Genomic DNA, 18,615 nt, shown 5'->3' with positions numbered 1-18,615 from the left:
CGGCCGGACGTGGTCCAGGTGCGGGCGAGCCCGCGGGCTCAGGCAGCGAGCAGCACGATCCCGCCCGTCGTGGTGGCACCGGTGCTCGGGGCGGCGGGTTCGTTGCCGACCCGGCGGTAGCCCGATCCCCCGACCGGGCGCAGTGCCCGGCGGCGACCCAGCGTCTCCGCGACCTCGCCGGCCAGTTCGGCCAAGGAGGTGCCGAGCGCGCCGGCCAGGGCGGCGATCATCTCGCTGGAGGGTTCCTTGCGGCCGCGCTCTATTTCGGACAGGTACTGCGGCGAGACTCCTGCCCGCCCCGCGGTCTCGGCGAGGGTCTCCTGCTGTTGCTGCCGCAGCGCGCGTAGCCGGGTGCCGAGTACCTCGCGCCACAGCGGTTCGGCGTCCGGGCGCGGTTCTGCGGATCGGTCCTCGCGTCCACCGGGAATCGAGTGCAGCCTCGGATGCTCGCTCATAGCCGGAGCGTACCGCCGGCCGGGAGCTCGGTCGCCGAATTACGCTCTCGGCGGACAACTCCGGCGAAACCACCGCACCCCCGCCGCAGCCGGGCGCCGCGTCGAATGCGGCGCCGGGCTACGGCGGGGGTGCGTGGACGTGTCGCCTCAGCGGCCGATGGCGGCGGCCATCACCCGCACGGCCGAGACCAGGCCGTCGATGAGCTGGCCCTGACGCATCGAGCTCAAAGCGGCGGTGACGCCGAGCTGGCAGACGCGGTCGTTGGCGCGGTCGGCGACGTCCTTGCCCGAACGCACCTCGACGGCGCGGTCGTTGGGCGAGACGGCGATGAGCACCGACCGGTTCGCCTCCGGGGTCACCGGGAAGATCGCGTCGGCACCGGCGGTCGGGTCGGCGCCGAGATCACCGATGAAGACGTTGAACCGCACCTTGGTGGCGCGGGTCGCCTCGGTGAGCACGTTGTCCATGAGCAGGCGCTCTTCATTGTCGAAGGGCGCTTCCTTGAAGACGTCGCCCGCCTCGTGCACGCCGGACACCCGGCCGCTGCTCATCAGGGCGTATCCGTGCGGTAGTTCGGATTCGACCACCGCGGGCCACTTAGAACCTGCCACTTGCCCTGCCTCCGATCAGCTCCGCGTCCGCGGTTTCGATAGCCGCATGGTGTCCATGCGAATCAGCAATGTGGTGCCCGTACACGGTCACCTCGTCGGTCGCACTCCACAGCACCGGCTCGGAGGTCCACTTCTTGCTCAGGTCGTAGTGGACCGGCTTCTCGCCGGGCAGCGGCTTACCGAGAAACGACAATCCGGCGATCACGCCGTAGATCACCAGCGGGATGCCGACGAAGATCAGCACTGTCTCGAGAATGCTCACAGCTCAAAGGTAGACGATGCTCTGTAGTAGTTCATCGATCGGTAAGCCTTTTGCGCCTCGACCAGGTGTTTCGGCGAGCGTCGCCGAAAGTCGCGCCGATCGTCGCCGTCGTCCGTCCGGCCTGTCACTGGCTGCTCTGAGCTGCACTGTTGTCCAGTGCTGCACTGCTGTCCGGTGGGCGAGGCTCAGACCAGCCAGGCGGCGGAGTCCGGGGGCAGCAACCCATCGACCAGGGGCGCACTGAGCAGAATCGCCTCGCCCTCGGGTAGCTCGATCGCCGCGGCCGAACTGTTGAGCACGCACACGAGGCCGCCGGGACGGCGGAACATCAGCACGCCGGGTGCGGCGGGCAGCCACTCCAGCCCGGCGCCGTCGAACTCCGGGCGCTTGTGCCGCAGCTCGATGGCGTCGTGGTACAGCTCGAGGGTCGACCCGCTGCGATCGAGCTGGGCGGCCACTGTCAGCTCGGCCCATTCGGCCGGAATCGGCAGCCACGACCGCGCCGCCCTGGTGAACCCGAAGGGCGGGGCGGACCCTTCCCAGGGAATCGGCACCCGGCACCCGTCGCGACCGCGCTCGGCGTGCCCCGTGCGTTCCCAGACCGGGTCCTGCAACACCTCGTCGGGCAGATCGTCGACATTGGGCAGGCCCAGTTCGGCGCCGTTGTAGATGAACACCGCGCCGGGCAGGGCGAGTTCGAGCAGGATCATCGCCCTGGCCCGCGCGAGGCCGCGCTCGCCGCCACCGTAGCGGGTGACCTCGCGCTCGATATCGTGGTTGGACAGCGTCCAGGTGGGCGTCGCCCCGACCGGGGCCACCGCGAGCACGGAGTTCTCCACGGCGTGGCGGATCGCCTCGGCGTCGAACGGGGTCTCGGCCAGCCGGAAGTTGAAGGCCAGGTGCAGTTCGTCGGGGCGGACGTATTCGCCGAAGCGCACGTTGTCGTCGACCCAGACCTCGCCGATGGACACCGCGTGCGGGTAGTCGTCGAGCACGCGGCGGATGCGGCGGTGGATGTCGTGCACACCCGGGTTGTTGAAGCGCGGATCGGAGTCGTCGTGGATCAGCATCCGGGTGTCGACGCGCTCCATATCCGGCAGGCCCTCCGGTTTGGCCATGCCGTGCGCGACGTCGATGCGGAAACCGTCCACCCCACGGTCGAGCCAGAACCGCAGGGTGTGCTCGAAATCGGCGATGACCTCGGGGTTGTCCCAGTTCAGGTCGGGTTGCTCGGCGGCGAACAGGTGCAGATACCACTGGCCGGGGCTGCCGTCGGCCTCCACGACTCGGGTCCAGGCCGGGCCGCCGAAGATGCTCGGCCAGTTGTTCGGCGGCAGCTCACCGCCGGGTCCGCGACCGTCGCGGAAGATGTAGCGGGCGCGTTCCGGGCTGCCGGGAGCGGCAGCGAGGGCCGCGCGGAACCAGGGATGGGCGTCGCTGGTGTGGTTGGGCACCAGGTCCATCGTGATCTTGATATCGCGGGCGTGCGCGGCTGCGATGAGGGCGTCGAAGGCCGCCATACCACCGAAGAGCGGGTCGATATCGCGCGGATCGGCGACGTCGTAGCCGCCGTCGGCCATCGGCGACCGCATCACCGGGCAGATCCACAGCGCGTCCACCCCGAGGCGCTCCAGATAGTCCAGCCGGGCCCGCACACCACCGAGATCACCGACACCGTCACCATCGGAGTCGGCGAACGAACGCGGATAGACCTGGTAGAAGACCGCGGTCTCCCACCACGGATCCGACGCAGTGCTCATCTCCACCCCCGCCGTGCTCACCAGGCCGCGTTCATCAGCGAGTTCGCGGCCATCTCCAGGTAGTCCAGCAATGCCTTGCGGTGTTCGTCGTCGAGCACCTCCGGCTCGATCTCGGCCACCCCGATCCGCATACAGCGCAACCAGGCGTCGCGCTCCACGGGCCCGATCTTGAAGGGCATATGCCGCATCCGCAGCCGCGGATGCCCACGCTCGTCGCTGTAGGTGCGCGGCCCGCCCCAGTACTGCTCCAGAAACATCCGCAACCGCCGCTCGGCAGGGCCGAGGTCCTCCTCGGGGTACAGCGGGCGCAGCACCTCGTCGGCGGCCACCTCGCGGTAGAACGCGGCCACGATCCGGCGGAAGGTCTCCTCCCCGCCGACCGCCTCATAGAACGACGTCGCTGTGTGCTCGCCCGAAGTCATAGACCCTCTCGATTCGCTGGATGCGCCGCGCTCCATTGTGCCCGCGCACCGGCCTGCTCGCGCACATCGCGGCCCGATGGCTCTTCAGCCACAGTTAACCCGACATTGTGTTAAATCACCGTGCACCGGCCCGCATTCCGTGGTCAACTTGGTGGCAGTCTCCGGCGAGATACCACATGATCTTGGAACGCAGAAATTGGGGTCGACATGAAGCAGCGACACGCCCGATCACAGGAGGCGAGGGCGCACCGACAACTCCAGCCCGCCGACGTCCACAACCGTGGGTCGGGGGCTACTCCGCTGCACTTGTTGTCCGATCATCATTCCGGGGCGCACCGCGATAATCATCGCGTCGACACCGCGCCGACCCCACTGCCCACGCCCACCAACAACTGGCTCAAACGCCGCGTCCTACTCCTCAATGCCACCTACGAGCCGCTGACCGCGCTGTCCGCGCGTCGCGCCGTGGTGCTGCTCATCTGCGACAAGGCCGACACCGTCCACCACGACCCCGAGGGCCCGATCGTGCATTCGGCCGGATCCTCGCTCACGATTCCGTCGGTGATCCGCCTGCGCACCTACGTCCGCGTTCCCTACCGTGCCCGCGTACCGATGACCCGCGCCGCCCTCATGCAGCGCGATCGCTACCGCTGCGGTTATTGCGGCGGCAAAGCCGAGACCATCGACCACGTGGTCCCCCGTAGCCGCGGCGGCGAGCACAGCTGGGAGAACTGCGTGGCCAGCTGCGCACCGTGCAATCACCGCAAGGCCGACAAACTGCTCAGTGAGCTGGGCTGGACGCTGCGCGCGCCCCTCGTCTCGCCGAAGGGCCCGCATTGGCGGTTGCTGTCGACCGTCACCGAGTTGGATCCGGTGTGGTTGCAATACCTGGGCGAGGGGGCGGCGTAGCGGCCGGCGATCTCGGCGGTCAGTGATATTCGACGACCAGCGTCGCCCAGGTGCCGGGCTCGAGCGCCTCGAACAGATGCGCCACATCACCCGGATAACTGATGTAGTCGCCGGGCTCGAGTTCCTCGGGCGAATCCGCCGGCCCGACGCGGGCACGCCCGGCACAGAGCAGGATGTGCTCCACCGATTCACGCACGTGAGGTTCCGAGCGACGCGGCTCGCCGGGTTCGGCGGTGATCCGGTACAGGTCGCTACGGGCGCCGGCCGGCCCGGCCGAGAGCAGCGTGGCCCGATACTCCGATTCTGCTGCGGCGACCACCGGCCCCTGGCCCGCCCGGATCACCCGCACGCTCGGTCGGGGCGGGTCGAGCAGCCGCGAAAACGGCATATCGAGCGCGACGCACAACGCCCACAGTGTTTCCAGACTGGGATTCCCGGTTCCCGACTCCAGTTGTGACAGCGTCGATTTCGCGATGCCCGCCCGGTTGGCGACCTCGGTGAGCGACAACCCCGTACGCGTGCGCTCCCTGCGTAGCGACGCCGCGATCACCGCCTTCGGTGCCACTGCCGGATCTTCTGCGGCCATCGAGCACTCCCTTGTTGTTGCTTTCCCCGGACTCGCCTCGCGGCAGGAGCCGTGCTGCGGTCCAGTGGACCCAAGTGTCACACGGTGCTCGCACACCGCGGTCATCGTCGGTCGATGCACGCACGTGTGCGCCGAATGCCACGAGCAGTGCCCGGATTATCGCGTTGACGGATCCTCTCCGCGCGTTCAATATAAACGACATGCGTTCGTTATGGCGAACACTGGATCGGGACACCCGAACCAGTGTCGCGGCGACCTCTGCGGCCGCCGCCATGATCGGCATTTCTTACGGCGCGGCCGTGGTGGGAGCCGGATTCCCGATGTGGATGCCGGTGGTTCTGGCGTCGACCGTGCTGGCAGGGGGTTCGGAATTCCTGTTCTTCGGGATACTCACCGCGGGTGCCGGACCCCTCGCCGCGGCGTCGGCCGGTCTGCTCGTCAACGCCAGGCACCTGCCGTACGGCTTGTCGATGCCCGACGTGTTCGGCTCCGGCGTCCGGCGACTGCTCGGCGTGCACCTGATGGTCGACGAGAGCGTCGCGTTCGCGCTGGCTCCCGGCGACCTCGAACGACGGCGCTCCGCCTACTGGCTGTGCGGCCTCGGCATCGCGCTGTGCTGGCCGCTCGGCGCGCTCGCCGGGGCCGTCATCGGCAGCGTCGTGCCCGACACCGCGGCGTTCGGCCTGGACGCGGTCTTTCCCGCGGTCCTGCTCGCCCTGATCCTGCCCGCCCTGCGCGATCGGGCCACCCTGCGGGCGGCGAGCGTGGGCGCCGGAATAGCCGTTCTCACAACCCCGTTCGTCCCGGCCGGCCTGCCGGTCCTGCTCGCACTGGCCGGGCTGATCTTCGCGCTGGGAGCGTTGTGATGAGTTCGCCGCTGCTGGTTCCGGCCATGCTCACCATGGCCATCGGCACCTACCTGCTCCGCTGGGCAGGGCCGGCGCTGCGCACCCGGGTCCGGTTCCCCCCGCGGGCGGCCCGGCTGCTCGAGATCGGTGCCGTGATCTTGCTGGCGGCGCTGGTGGCGACCACCGCGCTGCCGTTCGGCGACGAATTCGGGTGGGCTCTGCCCGTCGGCGTCCTGGTCGGCGGAGTGCTGGCGTGGCGACGGTGCCCGCTGCTGGTGGTCATCGTCGCGGCGGCGGCCACCACGGCGCTGTTGCGCGCGGTCGGCGTCGCCTGAGCCCACACACCTGCCCGGTCAGTGCCTGCCCAGCAGCGACGACGGAGGCGCCGCGGGGCGTCGAGCGCACGCGGCCCGGGCCCGGCCCACGCCGCCGGGCGAAGGCTCTGCGCGACGCACCGCGCAACGACCGGACAGTGGCCCTGGCGCGGATCAACGCGGCGTGAGTGGGAGACCACCACCGAGACGGCGGGCGACCGAACCGTAACGGGCGTCCAGGCGCAGCCACGTATTGCTCGAGCGCACCCGCACGATCTCGGCAGGCGGGATCCGTCGCGAATCGGCGCGATCACCCGAGTGCGGGATGAAGTCCATGGCGGTGAGGGCGAAGACGACGCGCATCGGCACCTGCACCTGCACCGCACCACCGGTCACGGTCAGCACCGTCTGGTCCAGCAGAGCGGCGGGCGGGCCGTGCCCGGAGCCGTGCTCCTTGGCGAGGTCGGCACCCTGCTCGGCGAGTTCGACGAGGGTTCGGGCCGGCACATCGTCGATGTGGGCGAAGCCGCTGTCCGGTGGCAGGGCGCCACGCCACGCCGAATCCATCGAGTAGCCGAGGTCGATCGGGCTGCCGGAGGACAGCCCGGCCAGCACCACATCGGCGCCGACGGTGACATCGTCGACGCCAAGTTCGGCGACCACGGTCCGCACCGCGAGCGCCTCGAAGCCCGTCGCCACCCACGCCGACACCCACCGCTCCCCCCGGCGCCGCAGCCGCACGACCACGGCCGGATCCAGCCGGAGGGCGCGGCCGAGGAAGGTTGCGAGATTCTCCCGTTCGGCCGGATCGGCGACGTACAAGACTCGTTGTTCGGACATCACAGACCGACGATCACCGCGCGCCGGTCACTCACTCATCCATTCCGCGAGGTAGTCGCGCTCATCAGGGGTCAGCCTGCGCAACCGCTGAGTATCCATGTCGAAGGCGGCGAGCTGGGTGGATGCGACCACCGCCGGCGGCGAGTCGGGGGCGGCGCCGGCGGCGCGCACCTCGTAGGCCACGGTGAAGTCGACCGCGCGCAGCTGCTCGATCCACATGGCGATGTCGAGCGGGGTGTCCTCGTGCCGCAGCTGCCCGCGGTAGCGGACATGCAGGTCGGCCAGGACACACCCCTGGCGCAGGGCGGCGGTGGGGCGATCGTCTTCGAACAGCCACGGGATCCGCGCCTCCTCCAGCAGCGTCACCATCCGGGCGTGGTTGACGTGTTGGAACGCGTCCATATCCGACCATCGGATGTCGACCTTGGCATGGAAGCGCTTGGGCAGGACAAGCGTGCCCTGCGCCTTCGGATTGCCGTTCAGCGATCCGACACTCGTCACCGTGATACCTCCGACTGGGTGCCCGCCCCACTCACCATGCTGCGCACCTGCCGCGCGGCGACCGACAGCGTGGCCAGGTCGTGGGTGCCGGACTCGAACAACTCCGACAGCGCGGACCGGGCACGCCCGAGCCGAGACTGGTTCTTCGACTCCCAGTATGCAATCTTTTCGTCCGCGGTCTCTTCCGGGTCGCCGCCGGAGAGCACATCGAGGGTGAGCGAGCGCAGCGAGCTGTACATGTCGTCACGCAGCGCGAGCCGGGCCAGCGCATGCCAGCGATCGCCGCGTTCCAGGTGGCTGACGGCCTCGAGCAGCCAATCGATCTTCAGGTGCTCGTTGAGCGCGTAATACAGCGCACCCACCTCGTCGCCGGTGCGATCGGTGATATCGGCGATATCGATCACATCGAGCAGCGGGAACAGATTCAGCAGCCCGTAGACCTCGGTCGCGAGGTCGGTGGGCGCCCCACGGGCGATCAGTTCCGCGCTCTGATCGGTCAGCGACGTCACGTGGTGGCCGCGCAGCCAGCCGTGCACCTTGGGGGCGAGTTCGCGAACGCCTCGGCTGTAGCGGTTGACCTCGGCGCCGACCGCGATGGGCTGCGGACGGTTGGTGAGCAGCCAGCGCGAGGCCCGGTCCAGGGTGCGTTTGGTTTCCAGCTCGAGTTCGTCGCGGATCGCGACAGAGGTGTCGGCGGTGCGGATCCTGGCCCAGATGTCATGCAGTCCGAAGATCTCGGTGACGGCCGTGAACGCGCGTACCGAATCGCTCGCGGAGGCGCCGACCTCTTCGTTGAGCCGATGGGCGTAGGTGATTCCGCCGCAGTCGACGACCTCGTTGACGATCATGGTGGTGAGGATTTCCCGCCGCAGCCGATGCTTCTTGATCGCGGCGCCGAAGCGTCCCCGCAGCGGCGTCGGGAAATATTCGGGCAGCCGGGTGGCGAAATACGCCATGTCGGGCAGGTCCGAGTCGAGCAGATCCGCCTTGAGTGCGAGCTTCACGTGCGCCAGCAGGTTGGCCAGCTCCGGCGAGGTCAGGCCGGTGCCTTCCTCGTGCCTGCGCTTCATCTCCGGTTCCGACGGCAGGGCTTCGAGCTCACGGTCGAGCCCGCGGCGCTGCTCCAGATCGTCGATCACCCGGCGGTGCACATTCAGCATGCGCGGTGCGTCCGAGCGTGACAGGCCCATCAGGAAGTTCTGGGAGACGTTGTCACGCAACACCATCTGGGCGACCTCGTCGGTCATCGAGGCCAGCAGCGGGTTGCGCTCGGAGTGCGGCAGCAGCCCGGCGCTCACGACGCCGTCGAGCAGCACCTTGATATTGACCTCGTGGTCGGAGCAGTCCACACCCGCGGAGTTGTCGAGGGCGTCGGTGTTCATCTTTCCGCCGTTGCGGCAGAACTCGATCCGCCCGAGCGCGGTGGCGCCGAGATTGCCGCCCTCGCCGATGACGTTGACCCGCAACTGGTTTCCGTCGACGCGGACCGCGTCGTTGGACTTGTCTCCCACATCGGCGTTGGATTCGGTGCTCGCCTTGATATAGGTGCCGATCCCGCCGTTCCAGAGCAGCTGTACCGGCGCGAGCAGGATAGCGCGCACCAGTTCGGGCGGCGACAGCGCCGTCACCTCGTCGGCCAGGCCGAGCGCTTGCCGGGCTTGCGGGCTGATCGGCACCGACTTCACCGTGCGATCCCAGACCCCGCCGCCCTCGCTGATCAGCGTCTTGTCGTAATCGGCCCACGACGACCGCGGCAACTCGAACATCCGCCTACGCTCGGCAAACGAGGACGCAGCATCCGGATTCGGATCCAAGAAGATATGCCGGTGGTCGAACGCCGCCACCAACCGAATGTGCTCCGACAACAACATCCCGTTACCGAACACATCACCGGACATATCACCGATACCCACCACCGTGAAATCCTGGGTCTGGGTATCGATCCCCATCTCCTGGAAGTGGCGTTTGACGCTCTCCCAAGCCCCTTTGGCCGTGATGCCCATGGCCTTGTGGTCGTATCCCGCGGACCCGCCGGAGGCGAAGGCGTCACCCAGCCAGAAGCCGTACCTCTTGGCCACATCGTTGGCAACATCGGAGAACGTGGCCGTGCCCTTGTCGGCGGCGACGACAAGGTAGGTGTCGTCGCCGTCGCGGCGCACCACACGCGCGGGCGGCAGCACCGCACCGGTCGCGAGGTCGACATTGTCGGTCACGTCGAGCAGGCCGGATATGAACGTCCGGTAGCAGGCCACGCCCTCGGCCATCATGGCCTGGCGATCGGCACCCGCGTCACCCGTGGCAGCGGGCGGCTGCTTCACCACGAAACCACCCTTCGCACCGACAGGCACAATGACCGCGTTCTTCACCGCCTGCGCCTTCACCAGACCCAGAATCTCGGTCCGGAAATCCTCCAGCCGATCCGACCACCGCAAACCACCACGCGCCACCGCACCGAACCGCAGATGCACACCCTCCACCCGCGGCGAATACACGAAAATCTCGAATTGTGGCCGGGGCTTGGGCAATTCGGCGATCTCGCGCGGTTCTACCTTCATCGAGATATAGTCGCGGGCTCGGCCCTCGTCGTCGGTGACGTAGTAATTGGTGCGCAGTGTCGCCGAGATCAAGCCGAGGATGGCGCGCAGGATGCGGTCGGCATCCAGGCTCACCACCTGGTCGATCCGGGCGCGCACCTGCGTCTCCAGCTCCGCGGCCCGCTCGGTGGAGTGGGTATCGGGATCGAACTTCGCCGCGAACAGCTCGGTGAACAGCCGCGCCGCCTCCGGGTAGTTGAGCAGAACGCGGGCGATATTGGTCTGGCTGTAGGGGAAACCGGCCTGCTGCAGGTACCTGGCGTAGGTACGCAGAATCGACACCTCGCGCCACGGCATCCGGGCGCGCAGCACCAGCTCGTTCAACCCATCTGCTTCGGCACGGCCGTACCACACCGCGGCGAAGGCTTCCACGAAGCGCGCGCGCAAGCCGCCGGCCTCGGCGTCGACCGCGTCGGAACGTGCGGCCGATTCCAGCAGTTCGGCGTCGAGATCCGCATCGAGCGCGCTGCGCAGCAGCTCCGGCCGGGCCAGCAGGCCGAAGTCGTAGATCCAGCGTTCGCCGCCGGCCGCGCCGGTCGCCGTGTCGAGCTGGATCTGGTACGGGCGTTCGTCCACCACCTCCACACCGAGGCTTTGCAGAACGGGCAGCACCTGACTCAGCGAGACGCCGGTACCTCCGATGTACAGGCTGAATCGCCATGCGCCCGGCGCGGCATCGGGCTGGCGATACAGATGCTGGTCTATGTCACCTTCGGTGAGGTGCTCCAGGCGCGCGATGTCGGCCAGTGCTCGTGCGGGTTCGAAATCCTGCTTGTAGCCCTCAGGGAAGGCGTCGGCGTAGCGGTCGACCACGCTCGGGTCGAGCACGGTCGACGTGCTGACCGCATCGTCGAGGTGATCGTCCCAGGTGTGGCTGGCCGCATCGAGCAGCCGCTGAATCCGCAGCCTGTTCTCTTCGGAGGTATCCGCCGACTCGGGCAGCCGCCCCTGCGCGCCGGCCTCGGCCTCGGGCATACGAACGGTGAAATACACACTGGCGAGCTCACTTTCGCTCACCCGCGCCGAGTAGTCGATCGACACACCGCCCAATTCCCGGACCAGGATCTCCTGCATCTCCAGCCGCACCGCGGTGGTGTAGCGGTCGCGCGGCAGATACACCATGCACGCGACGAATCGGCCGAAGCCGTCGGCACGCATGAACAACCGCACCTGTCTGCGCAGCCTGACGTTCAATACCGCGGTCGCGGTGCGTCGCAGTGTCTCGGTATCGGAGGAGAACAGTTCCGTGCGCGGAAACGATTGGATGACCTCGAGCATCCCCTGCCCGGAGAACGAATCCAGATCGAAGCCGCTGTCCTCGATCGCCGACCGCACCCGCCGCGAGATCACCGGGATGTCGAGCACGTTCTCGTGCACGGCGGTCACCGTGAAGACGCCGATGAACAAATGCTGCCCGACCGCCTCGCCACCCGCGCCGAGATCGGCCACGCCGACGAAGTACGGATACACCGACCTGTGCACGGTGGCAGGCACGAGGCCCTGGGTGAGCATGAGCAGCGGCTGCTCCCCGGGGATGACCGGGACGTCGAAATCGGTGCCGACGCCCGGACGCAGCACGCCGAGGCACGAATCCGGCACGACCTCCGGGCGGGCGTCATCGGTGGCGACCTTGCGGTAGCGGGCGTAGCCGAGCACGGTGAAATGCCCACTGGCCAACCAGCGCAACAGGTTTGCGCAGTCGGTCAGGTCGATCGCCGGAAACGGCGCGTCCCCGGCGGCCGCTGCCCGATCGAGTTCATCGGCCAGCGTGCTCTGCGCCGCCCGGATCGCGGAGGTATCGCCGATCACCTGACGCACGTCGTCCACCACCGCAGGCATCGACGCCTCGACCCGGTCGAGGACGGCCCGGCTGGTGGACGGATGCAATTGCAGATGCATCCAGCTCTCCCGCAGACCAGGTTCGCCGTTGGCATCCACCTCATGCGGTTTGGCGTCGATCAGTCGGCCCTCGGCGTCGCGTTCGACCTCGAAGATCGGGTGGATCACCTCGCTGACGCTGACGCCCATGCGGCTCAGCGACGAGGTGATCGACTCCACCAGCAAGGGCATGTCATCGGTGACCACCTGAACCGCGGCACCGAGACCGGACCCGTCGTCGGGGTGATACACCCGGACCAGGGCCCGGCCCGGACTCCGCGTCATCGCCAGTTCCAGATGCCTTCGGAAGATCTGGGTGATCCCGGTGATCACACAGTCCACATCGCCCGCGTCGACGTGACGGAAGTATGCCTCTTCCAGGGCGGCGAGGTCGCCGCGCAATGGTTGCGGCAACCCCGCGACCCACGCCGCACCGGACAATTCCGACGAGACCGTCATTTTTTTTCGCCAACTCCCTCGGATTCGGTCCGCAACAAAGTGACGCCGGTCTCGACACTAGTCCCGCACCCGGGACCGGTGGGCACAAGCTTTGCGGTTACCCGCGAGTCAGCTTCCGGTGGGTGACGCGATGCGGCCGCGCGGCCTCCGGGCCGAGCCGCTCGATCTTGTTCGCCTCGTACGCTTCGAAGTTGCCCTCGAACCAGAACCACTTGGCGTCGTTGTCGGCGTCGCCCTCCCAGGCCAGGATGTGGGTGCAGGTGCGGTCGAGGAACCACCGGTCGTGGGAGATGACCACGGCGCAGCCGGGGAACTGCTCGAGCGCGTTCTCCAGCGAGCTCAGCGTCTCGACATCCAGGTCGTTGGTCGGCTCGTCGAGCAGGATCAGGTTGCCGCCCTGCTTGAGGGTCAGCGCCAGGTTCAGCCGGTTGCGCTCACCACCGGAGAGCACGCCCGCCGGCTTCTGCTGGTCCGGGCCCTTGAAGCCGAACGCGCTGACGTAGGCGCGCGAGGGCATCTCCTGGTTACCGACCTCGATGAAGTCGAGTCCGTCGGAGACGACCTGCCAGACGTTCTTCTTCGGATCGATACCCGCTCGGTTCTGGTCGACGTAGCTGAGCTTGACTGTCTCGCCGACCTTCACCTCGCCGCTGTCGGGCTGCTCGAGCCCGACGATCGTCTTGAACAGCGTGGTCTTACCGACACCGTTGGGGCCGATGACACCGACGATGCCGTTGCGCGGCAGGGTGAACGACAGATCCTTGATCAGCTGGCGATCGCCGAAGCCCTTGTCCAGGTGCTCCACCTCGACCACCACGTTGCCCAGACGCGGGCCTGCCGGAATCTGGATCTCCTCGAAGTCCAACTTCCGGTGCTTCTCGGCCTCGGCAGCCATTTCCTCGTACCGGCCCAGACGTGCCTTGTTCTTGGCCTGACGGGCCTTGGCACCGGAACGCACCCAGGCGAGTTCGTCCTTGAGGCGCTTCTGCAGCTTCTGATCCTTCTTGCCCTGCACCTCCAGACGCTGGGCCTTCTTCTCCAGGTAGGTGGAGTAGTTGCCCTCGTACGGGTAGGCGCGGCCACGGTCGAGCTCGAGGATCCACTGGGCGACGTTGTCGAGGAAGTACCGGTCGTGGGTGACGGCCAGCACGGCGCCCTGGTAGGAGGCCAGGTGCTGCTCGAGCCAGAGCACACTCTCGGCGTCGAGGTGGTTGGTGGGCTCGTCGAGCAGCAGCAGATCGGGCTTGCTCAGCAGCAGCTTGCACAGCGCCACACGCCGGCGCTCACCACCGGAGAGATTGGTGACCGGCTCGTCCGGCGGCGGGCAGCGCAGCGCGTCCATGGCCTGTTCCAGCTGGGAGTCGATGTCCCAGGCGTCGGCGTGATCGAGGTACTCCTGCAGCTTGCCCATCTCTTCCATGAGCTCGTCGGAGTAGTCGGTGGCCATGAGTTCGGCGATCTCGTTGAACCGGTCTAGCTTGACCTTGACCTCGCCGAGGCCCTCCTCGACGTTGCCGCGCACCGTCTTCTCCTCGTTCAGCGGCGGCTCCTGCTGCAGGATGCCGACCGTCGCGCCGGGGGCGAGGAACGCGTCGCCGTTGTTCGGCTGGTCCAGTCCGGCCATGATCTTCAGCACGCTGGATTTACCGGCGCCGTTGGGGCCGACGACACCGATCTTGGCGCCGGGAAGGAAGTTCAAGGTGACATCGTCGAGCACGACCTTGTCGCCGTGCGCCTTACGAACCTTCTTCATTTGGTAGATGAACTCAGCCATGAGCAAAGCCTATCGGTGCGAGGAATGATGGATCGAAGCAGAGCCAGCGCCCGTGCTCGGCGCGCGGGCGCGTCAGGCGTCGACGGGTTCGTGGTCGGGAGTCCGGGGCGGTGCCTGCGCGGAGCTCTCCGCGTCCACCCGCTGCCCGTCGCCCCCGTGCTCTCGACCATCAGCGCCTGAGTGTCCAGCAGTATTCCCCATACCGGCCTCCTCGGCATTCGCGGCCTGCCGCCAGCGGTGGACCACCGCTGTGCACCTGGACAGATCCGGGCCGATGGCGCTGGCCCGCATTTCCAGATCGCGCCGGTCGATGCCGTCTCGGGTGCGGTATTCATTGGTCCGCAGCTGGCCGTAGGCGATGATCGGATCGCCGCGGCCGATGGACGCGTCCACGCCCGCGACCAGCTTGCGCCAGCAGCTCACGGTCAGGAACAACGTCCCGTTGTCCACCCATTCGCCGGAGCCGCGGTCGAGCCTGCGTGAGGTGCTCGCCATCCGGAAGGTCAGCACCTGTTCCCCACCCGGCAGTTCCCTGGTGACCGGCTGTGTGACCACGGTCCCCACCACCGTCGATATCGCCTCGTACATTCGTCCACCCCTTCATCGACTCCCCGGACGGCCGACACTGTGCCGGTTGCTTGTTGCTCGCCCGACGGACCGGTGAGCGCTCGCCGCCGGCCCCCGATGGCGGATGACCACCGCGAGCAACATCTCCAGCATGCGCCCGAATCGGCTCCGGCGACAGACCGGAACCGGCACTTGTGGATAACCCTCAGTGCTGTGAGCAGCCGACGTTCCGCATCAGCGGACGCACGCCGGGCCGCGGGCCGAGGAAGCGATGAGCCGAGCGCTCTCGGGACCGGCCTAGAACGTGGTCAGATCGGTATTGGCCCCGCAGAGCACCACCACTGGGCGCTCCCCCGCCGCCGGCACGTACACCCCACTGCGGATCGCGGCCAGCGCGGTCGCGCCCGCGAGCTCGACCACCAGCCGGAATTCCCGCCACAGGTATTCCCGCGCGTCCGCGATGGCATCATCGGTGACCAGCACCGATCCCACGTCATAGCGGCGGGCGATATCGAAGGCGATATCGCCGATCCGCGAGGCGCCGAGCGCATCGGCCGCGATGCTGGAGACCTCGACCTCGACCGGGCGCCCCGCGGCCACGGCCGCATGCAGCGTCGGCACCCCTTCCGGCTCCACCCCGATCACTCGCTGCCTGCGTCCGAGCGCGGCGGCGATACCGGCGACCAGGCCACCCCCGCCGACCGCGACCAGCACCGGCGGACGGCCACGGACCTGCTCTTCGATTTCGAGCCCGACCACACCGGCGCCGGTCACGACGGCGGGCAGGTCGTAGGCGTGCAGTTGCAGGGCGCCGCGCTCGATCGCCAGCTCGCTCGCATAGCCATACGCCTCGGCATAAGTGGTGCCGTGCCACAGCACCTCGGCACCGTAGGACCACATGGCGGCGACCTTCGTATGCGGCGCCGACTCGGGAACCACGACCGTGCACGTCTTACCCAGCGCCGCCGCGGCGAGTGCTGCCGCGATTCCGGCATTACCGCCGGAGGCGATGACGACGTGGTCGGTGCCCTCGCCCGATTCCAACAGCGCGTTGAAACTGCCCCGCGCTTTGAAGGTGCCGCCGTGCTGCAGGTGCTCCAGTTTGAGGGTGACAGGCACCGGCCCGCCCGGGCCGGAGACGGTGGTGTGGAAGACCGGTGTGCGACGGATCCGCCCGGCCAGCCGCCTGCGCGCCGCACGCACGTCCGAGCGATACACCCGGGCAAACGGCCGTTGCCGCGGCGAGGAGGTCTTCTGATCGGTCATTTGCGCACCGCCCGGTCTCGTTGGGCGAGTTCGGCGAACATGGCGTTGTGCGCGGCGAGTTCCGCGTCGTGGTCGCGTTCGGCGGCGCGGTCGGTGCGCTGGGCCAGCCGCTGATCACTGCGCGACCACTGGATCAGCAGCGCCAGCATCACCACCACCAGCGGTACCTCGCCGCTGGCCCAGGCCAGGCTGCCACCGGTGCGCTGATCACCGAGCAGGTCGGTGTTCCAGTCCAGCCCGAGGCTGCGGTAGAACCAGCCGCCGAGGACGGTGGTCGTGCTCATCAGGGCGACGCCGAAGAAAGCATGGAACGGCAGCGAACCGAACACCATGCCCAGCTTGGTCAGCGGCTGCACCTGCCGGGGCTTGGGATCGATGCCGATCACGACCCAGTAGAAGAGGTAGCCGCTGAGCAGGAAGTGCAGGTTCATCAACAGGTGCGCGGCGTGCGAGTCGACGAAGTTGTCGAAGATGCCACCCAGATAGAGGGCGTAGAAGCCGCCGACGAAGATGACCGAGGCCACCACCGGCTGGGTCAGCGCCCGCGACACCGGGTTGTGCACCGCCGCCAAGATCCATTCGCGCGGGCCCGGGACACCGCCGCGCCCGGCCGGGGGCAGCGCGCGCAGTGCGAGGGTCACCGCGCCGCCGAGCGCCAGCAGGATCGGCACCAGCATCGACAGCGCCATATGCGCACCCATGTGCACGCTGAACATCGCGGGCATATACCGGCCGACGCCCGAGGAGGTCGTGAACAGCAGAATCACACAGCCCGACAGCCAGGCGACGGTGCGCCCGATCGGCCAGGCATCGCCGCGAGCGCGCAACCTGCGCACTCCGAGCAAATACAGCACCGCGAGCACGATCGCGGCGGTTCCGAAGATCAGATCGAAGCGCCAGTCGAACAGCAACCTCGTCACCGTCGGCGGTCCGGCAAGTTCGTAGCCGAGTTCCACCTCGACCGGGGTCGGCACGCTGCGCGGCGGCGGGGGCGGCGTGCGGCCGAGCCCGGCCGCCAGCCCGATCGTCGCGGCGAAGATCAGCACCTCGACCGCCGCGAAGCGGATGAGCGCGGAACGGTCTTTCGGGTCGGCGGCCAAGGCGGGTAGCGCCGCCCGGCGCTGGAAGTAGCCGAACACGCCGAGCACGACGAGCGCGGCGGCCTTGGCCAGCACCAGCCGGCCGTAGGTGCTGGTGAACACCTCGTCCAGCGGCACCCGCACCCAGGAATTGATCACGCCGCTGGCCGCGATGACGATGAACGCCACCGTCGCGACTCCGGAGAACCGGCGCGCCGCGATGTCGGTGTGGGTGCCATCACGCAGCGCGTGCGCGAGCACCGCGAAGAGCCCGCCCACCCAGATCGCCGCCGAGATCAAATGCAGGATCAGGCTGTTGGTGGCGACGTCGTGCGACCCACCGGAGGAGGAATGGCCGGTGAAGGCGAGCGGCATCATGGTGGCGATCGCGGCGCCGAACAGCACCGGCGTCCAGCCCCAGCGCAGCGCCAGACGGCAGCCCACCGCGACGATCAACGCGAAGATCACCGTCGTACGCCAGGCACCGGCCAGCGCGACCTGATCGATCGCGCCCCACAATTCCGTCGGCGCGAGGACCTCACCGACAGGCCTGCCGGTAGTGTCGGACACCGTCAGCGGCACCAATAGTGCGGCGCAACAGGCCCAGGCCAAGGCCATGTTCGAGGCCCTGCGCACCGCGCGATAGCCACCGACGTCGAGCAGGCCGCTCGCTTGCGGAGGGATGAGAAACGCGGCGAACAGCATCGAACCGACGGTCAGCGCCGCGAACAGATCCGACAACGCGCGCACCGCGGGCATGCCGTAGGTGGTCAGCGGCCCGGGATCGGGGATGCCGAGCAAGGTCAGCGCCTCGGCCGCCGAGAGCCCGACCACGAGCGCGGCGACCACCGCGGTGATCGCACCGGCCAGCACACCCAGCGCCGCGAAGGTCGTCCCCGAGCCCGGCCGAGAGACCTCGGCATCGGTTTCGGTGGACGGGCCTTGCGGTGACGACATAGGACTGAGGGTAGTCGGCAGCGCCGACCCGGCGTGCCCGGCCCGGCGCCTCACGCGCCTCCCGCGCCACGCCTCACCAGAGCTGGACGGTCGCTATACTTTTCCGCTGGACACCACGACCGAAGTCGGCCATGGTGGAACCCACTGCCTCCGTAGCTCAGTTGGATAGAGCAAGGGCCTTCTAATCCCTAGGTCGCAGGTTCGATTCCTGCCGGGGGCGCCAGTCCGCGGTGACCTGCGTGTTGCGCGGGTCACCGCGGTATTACCCAGACCGGATCCGGCGCAAACACCTAGGATCTTCAGGAAGCGTTCGGCGCTTGCCCCGGCCTCTCGGACAGGTGGTCTGGCGATGGACGGGGCGCGATCGAACTCCACGGCCGGCTCTGCCCGCCGGTGGGGTCCGGCAGCACGGCGGTGCCGGCGCGGCCGGCGACGGCTTCCACGCGAACATTGCCGAGACCTCCCCCGAGGGCGGCGATCTCCGCACCGGCGTACGTTATGCGCCACGTCACATCGCTTGGTGTCACGTTCG

Annotated in this window: 16 protein-coding genes and 1 tRNA gene; 4 read left to right on the top strand and 13 right to left on the bottom strand. The window is 68.3% G+C overall.

What is annotated here, in order from left to right; genetic code table 11:
• Positions 1-38: 38 nt before the first annotated feature.
• The 5 genes from RJ05_RS06720 to RJ05_RS06700 form a co-directional block, all read right to left on the bottom strand.
• On the bottom strand, positions 39-455 hold the full coding sequence (locus RJ05_RS06720; RefSeq protein ID WP_051016303.1) for a helix-turn-helix domain-containing protein: 417 nt from the start codon (positions 453-455) through the stop codon (positions 39-41).
• A 147-nt stretch (positions 456-602) separates the two neighbouring features.
• The gene (locus RJ05_RS06715; protein ID WP_051016302.1) at positions 603-1,067 is read right to left on the bottom strand and encodes a DUF5130 domain-containing protein; all 465 of its coding nucleotides are present in this window, start codon (positions 1,065-1,067) and stop codon (positions 603-605) included.
• Entirely contained in the window at positions 1,054-1,329 is a 276-nt protein-coding gene (gene ctaJ, locus RJ05_RS06710) for an aa3-type cytochrome oxidase subunit CtaJ (RefSeq protein ID WP_036534362.1), read from the bottom strand. Before ctaJ ends, RJ05_RS06715 begins: the two co-directional genes overlap by 14 nt.
• A gap of 185 nt (positions 1,330-1,514) precedes the next feature.
• Entirely contained in the window at positions 1,515-3,089 is a 1,575-nt protein-coding gene (locus RJ05_RS06705) for a glycoside hydrolase family 13 protein (RefSeq protein WP_036534466.1), read from the bottom strand.
• A gap of 17 nt (positions 3,090-3,106) precedes the next feature.
• Positions 3,107-3,511, bottom strand: a complete 405-nt coding sequence (locus RJ05_RS06700) for a globin (RefSeq protein WP_014349587.1) — start codon at positions 3,509-3,511, stop codon at positions 3,107-3,109.
• A 207-nt stretch (positions 3,512-3,718) separates the two neighbouring features.
• On the opposite strand from RJ05_RS06700, the gene RJ05_RS06695 reads away from it, so the two are divergent.
• The gene (locus RJ05_RS06695; RefSeq protein WP_174343905.1) at positions 3,719-4,420 is read left to right on the top strand and encodes an HNH endonuclease; all 702 of its coding nucleotides are present in this window, start codon (positions 3,719-3,721) and stop codon (positions 4,418-4,420) included.
• 19 nt (positions 4,421-4,439) lie between these two features.
• On the opposite strand, the gene RJ05_RS06690 is transcribed toward RJ05_RS06695, so the two are convergent.
• The gene (locus RJ05_RS06690) at positions 4,440-5,006 is read right to left on the bottom strand and encodes a helix-turn-helix domain-containing protein (RefSeq protein ID WP_036534359.1); all 567 of its coding nucleotides are present in this window, start codon (positions 5,004-5,006) and stop codon (positions 4,440-4,442) included.
• Between the two features lie 200 nt (positions 5,007-5,206).
• On the opposite strand from RJ05_RS06690, the gene RJ05_RS06685 reads away from it, so the two are divergent.
• Positions 5,207-5,872 carry an AzlC family ABC transporter permease gene (locus RJ05_RS06685; protein WP_036534357.1) on the top strand — a complete coding sequence of 222 codons (666 nt, stop codon included), beginning with the start codon at positions 5,207-5,209 and terminating at the stop codon, positions 5,870-5,872.
• On the top strand, positions 5,872-6,189 hold the full coding sequence (locus tag RJ05_RS06680; protein WP_036534355.1) for an AzlD domain-containing protein: 318 nt from the start codon (positions 5,872-5,874) through the stop codon (positions 6,187-6,189). The genes RJ05_RS06685 and RJ05_RS06680 overlap by 1 nt, the downstream gene beginning before the upstream one ends.
• 153 nt (positions 6,190-6,342) lie before the next feature.
• Here the strand turns inward: RJ05_RS06680 and RJ05_RS06675 are convergent, their stop codons facing one another.
• The 7 genes from RJ05_RS06675 to RJ05_RS06645 form a co-directional block, all read right to left on the bottom strand.
• On the bottom strand, positions 6,343-7,008 hold the full coding sequence (locus tag RJ05_RS06675) for a DUF8185 domain-containing protein (protein WP_036534352.1): 666 nt from the start codon (positions 7,006-7,008) through the stop codon (positions 6,343-6,345).
• A gap of 27 nt (positions 7,009-7,035) precedes the next feature.
• Complete coding sequence (locus tag RJ05_RS06670; RefSeq protein ID WP_036534462.1) at positions 7,036-7,455, bottom strand: acyl-CoA thioesterase; 420 nt, start codon at positions 7,453-7,455, stop codon at positions 7,036-7,038.
• 50 nt (positions 7,456-7,505) lie between these two features.
• The gene (locus RJ05_RS06665) at positions 7,506-12,440 is read right to left on the bottom strand and encodes an NAD-glutamate dehydrogenase (protein WP_036534349.1); all 4,935 of its coding nucleotides are present in this window, start codon (positions 12,438-12,440) and stop codon (positions 7,506-7,508) included.
• 97 nt (positions 12,441-12,537) lie between these two features.
• Positions 12,538-14,214, bottom strand: coding sequence for an energy-dependent translational throttle protein EttA (gene ettA, locus RJ05_RS06660; RefSeq protein ID WP_036534346.1), 1,677 nt, complete (start codon positions 14,212-14,214; stop codon positions 12,538-12,540).
• A 72-nt stretch (positions 14,215-14,286) separates the two neighbouring features.
• On the bottom strand, positions 14,287-14,802 hold the full coding sequence (locus RJ05_RS06655) for a single-stranded DNA-binding protein (protein WP_051016301.1): 516 nt from the start codon (positions 14,800-14,802) through the stop codon (positions 14,287-14,289).
• Between the two features lie 276 nt (positions 14,803-15,078).
• The gene (locus RJ05_RS06650) at positions 15,079-16,047 is read right to left on the bottom strand and encodes a threonine/serine dehydratase (RefSeq protein ID WP_036534344.1); all 969 of its coding nucleotides are present in this window, start codon (positions 16,045-16,047) and stop codon (positions 15,079-15,081) included.
• Positions 16,044-18,083 carry a bifunctional copper resistance protein CopD/cytochrome c oxidase assembly protein gene (locus tag RJ05_RS06645; RefSeq protein WP_036534342.1) on the bottom strand — a complete coding sequence of 680 codons (2,040 nt, stop codon included), beginning with the start codon at positions 18,081-18,083 and terminating at the stop codon, positions 16,044-16,046. Before RJ05_RS06645 ends, RJ05_RS06650 begins: the two co-directional genes overlap by 4 nt.
• A 146-nt stretch (positions 18,084-18,229) precedes the next feature.
• Between RJ05_RS06645 and RJ05_RS06640 the strand changes: the two genes are divergently transcribed.
• Positions 18,230-18,306 (top strand) — tRNA-Arg (locus RJ05_RS06640).
• Positions 18,307-18,615: the final 309 nt, after the last annotated feature.

This window comes from Nocardia cyriacigeorgica NBRC 100375 (genome assembly GCF_000308555.1).
In the GTDB taxonomy this organism is placed as follows: Bacteria; Actinomycetota; Actinomycetes; order Mycobacteriales; family Mycobacteriaceae; genus Nocardia; species Nocardia cyriacigeorgica.
Note: the sequence above shows the minus strand (reverse complement) of the source record. Positions and strands in the feature narration are given on the sequence as shown.

What these genes read in the sequence shown, in the direction of transcription:
- RJ05_RS06645 (WP_036534342.1), bottom strand. Translation starts at nt 18,083, where the DNA reads ATGTCGTCACCGCAAGGCCCGTCCACCGAAACCGATGCCGAGGTCTCT.
- RJ05_RS06655 (WP_051016301.1), bottom strand. Translation starts at nt 14,802, where the DNA reads ATGTACGAGGCGATATCGACGGTGGTGGGGACCGTGGTCACACAGCCG.
- RJ05_RS06680 (WP_036534355.1), top strand. Translation starts at nt 5,872, where the DNA reads ATGAGTTCGCCGCTGCTGGTTCCGGCCATGCTCACCATGGCCATCGGC.
- RJ05_RS06700 (WP_014349587.1), bottom strand. Translation starts at nt 3,511, where the DNA reads ATGACTTCGGGCGAGCACACAGCGACGTCGTTCTATGAGGCGGTCGGC.
- RJ05_RS06695 (WP_174343905.1), top strand. Translation starts at nt 3,719, where the DNA reads ATGAAGCAGCGACACGCCCGATCACAGGAGGCGAGGGCGCACCGACAA.
- RJ05_RS06650 (WP_036534344.1), bottom strand. Translation starts at nt 16,047, where the DNA reads ATGACCGATCAGAAGACCTCCTCGCCGCGGCAACGGCCGTTTGCCCGG.
- RJ05_RS06665 (WP_036534349.1), bottom strand. Translation starts at nt 12,440, where the DNA reads ATGACGGTCTCGTCGGAATTGTCCGGTGCGGCGTGGGTCGCGGGGTTG.
- RJ05_RS06690 (WP_036534359.1), bottom strand. Translation starts at nt 5,006, where the DNA reads ATGGCCGCAGAAGATCCGGCAGTGGCACCGAAGGCGGTGATCGCGGCG.
- ettA (WP_036534346.1), bottom strand. Translation starts at nt 14,214, where the DNA reads ATGGCTGAGTTCATCTACCAAATGAAGAAGGTTCGTAAGGCGCACGGC.
- RJ05_RS06720 (WP_051016303.1), bottom strand. Translation starts at nt 455, where the DNA reads ATGAGCGAGCATCCGAGGCTGCACTCGATTCCCGGTGGACGCGAGGAC.
- RJ05_RS06685 (WP_036534357.1), top strand. Translation starts at nt 5,207, where the DNA reads ATGCGTTCGTTATGGCGAACACTGGATCGGGACACCCGAACCAGTGTC.
- RJ05_RS06705 (WP_036534466.1), bottom strand. Translation starts at nt 3,089, where the DNA reads ATGAGCACTGCGTCGGATCCGTGGTGGGAGACCGCGGTCTTCTACCAG.
- RJ05_RS06675 (WP_036534352.1), bottom strand. Translation starts at nt 7,008, where the DNA reads ATGTCCGAACAACGAGTCTTGTACGTCGCCGATCCGGCCGAACGGGAG.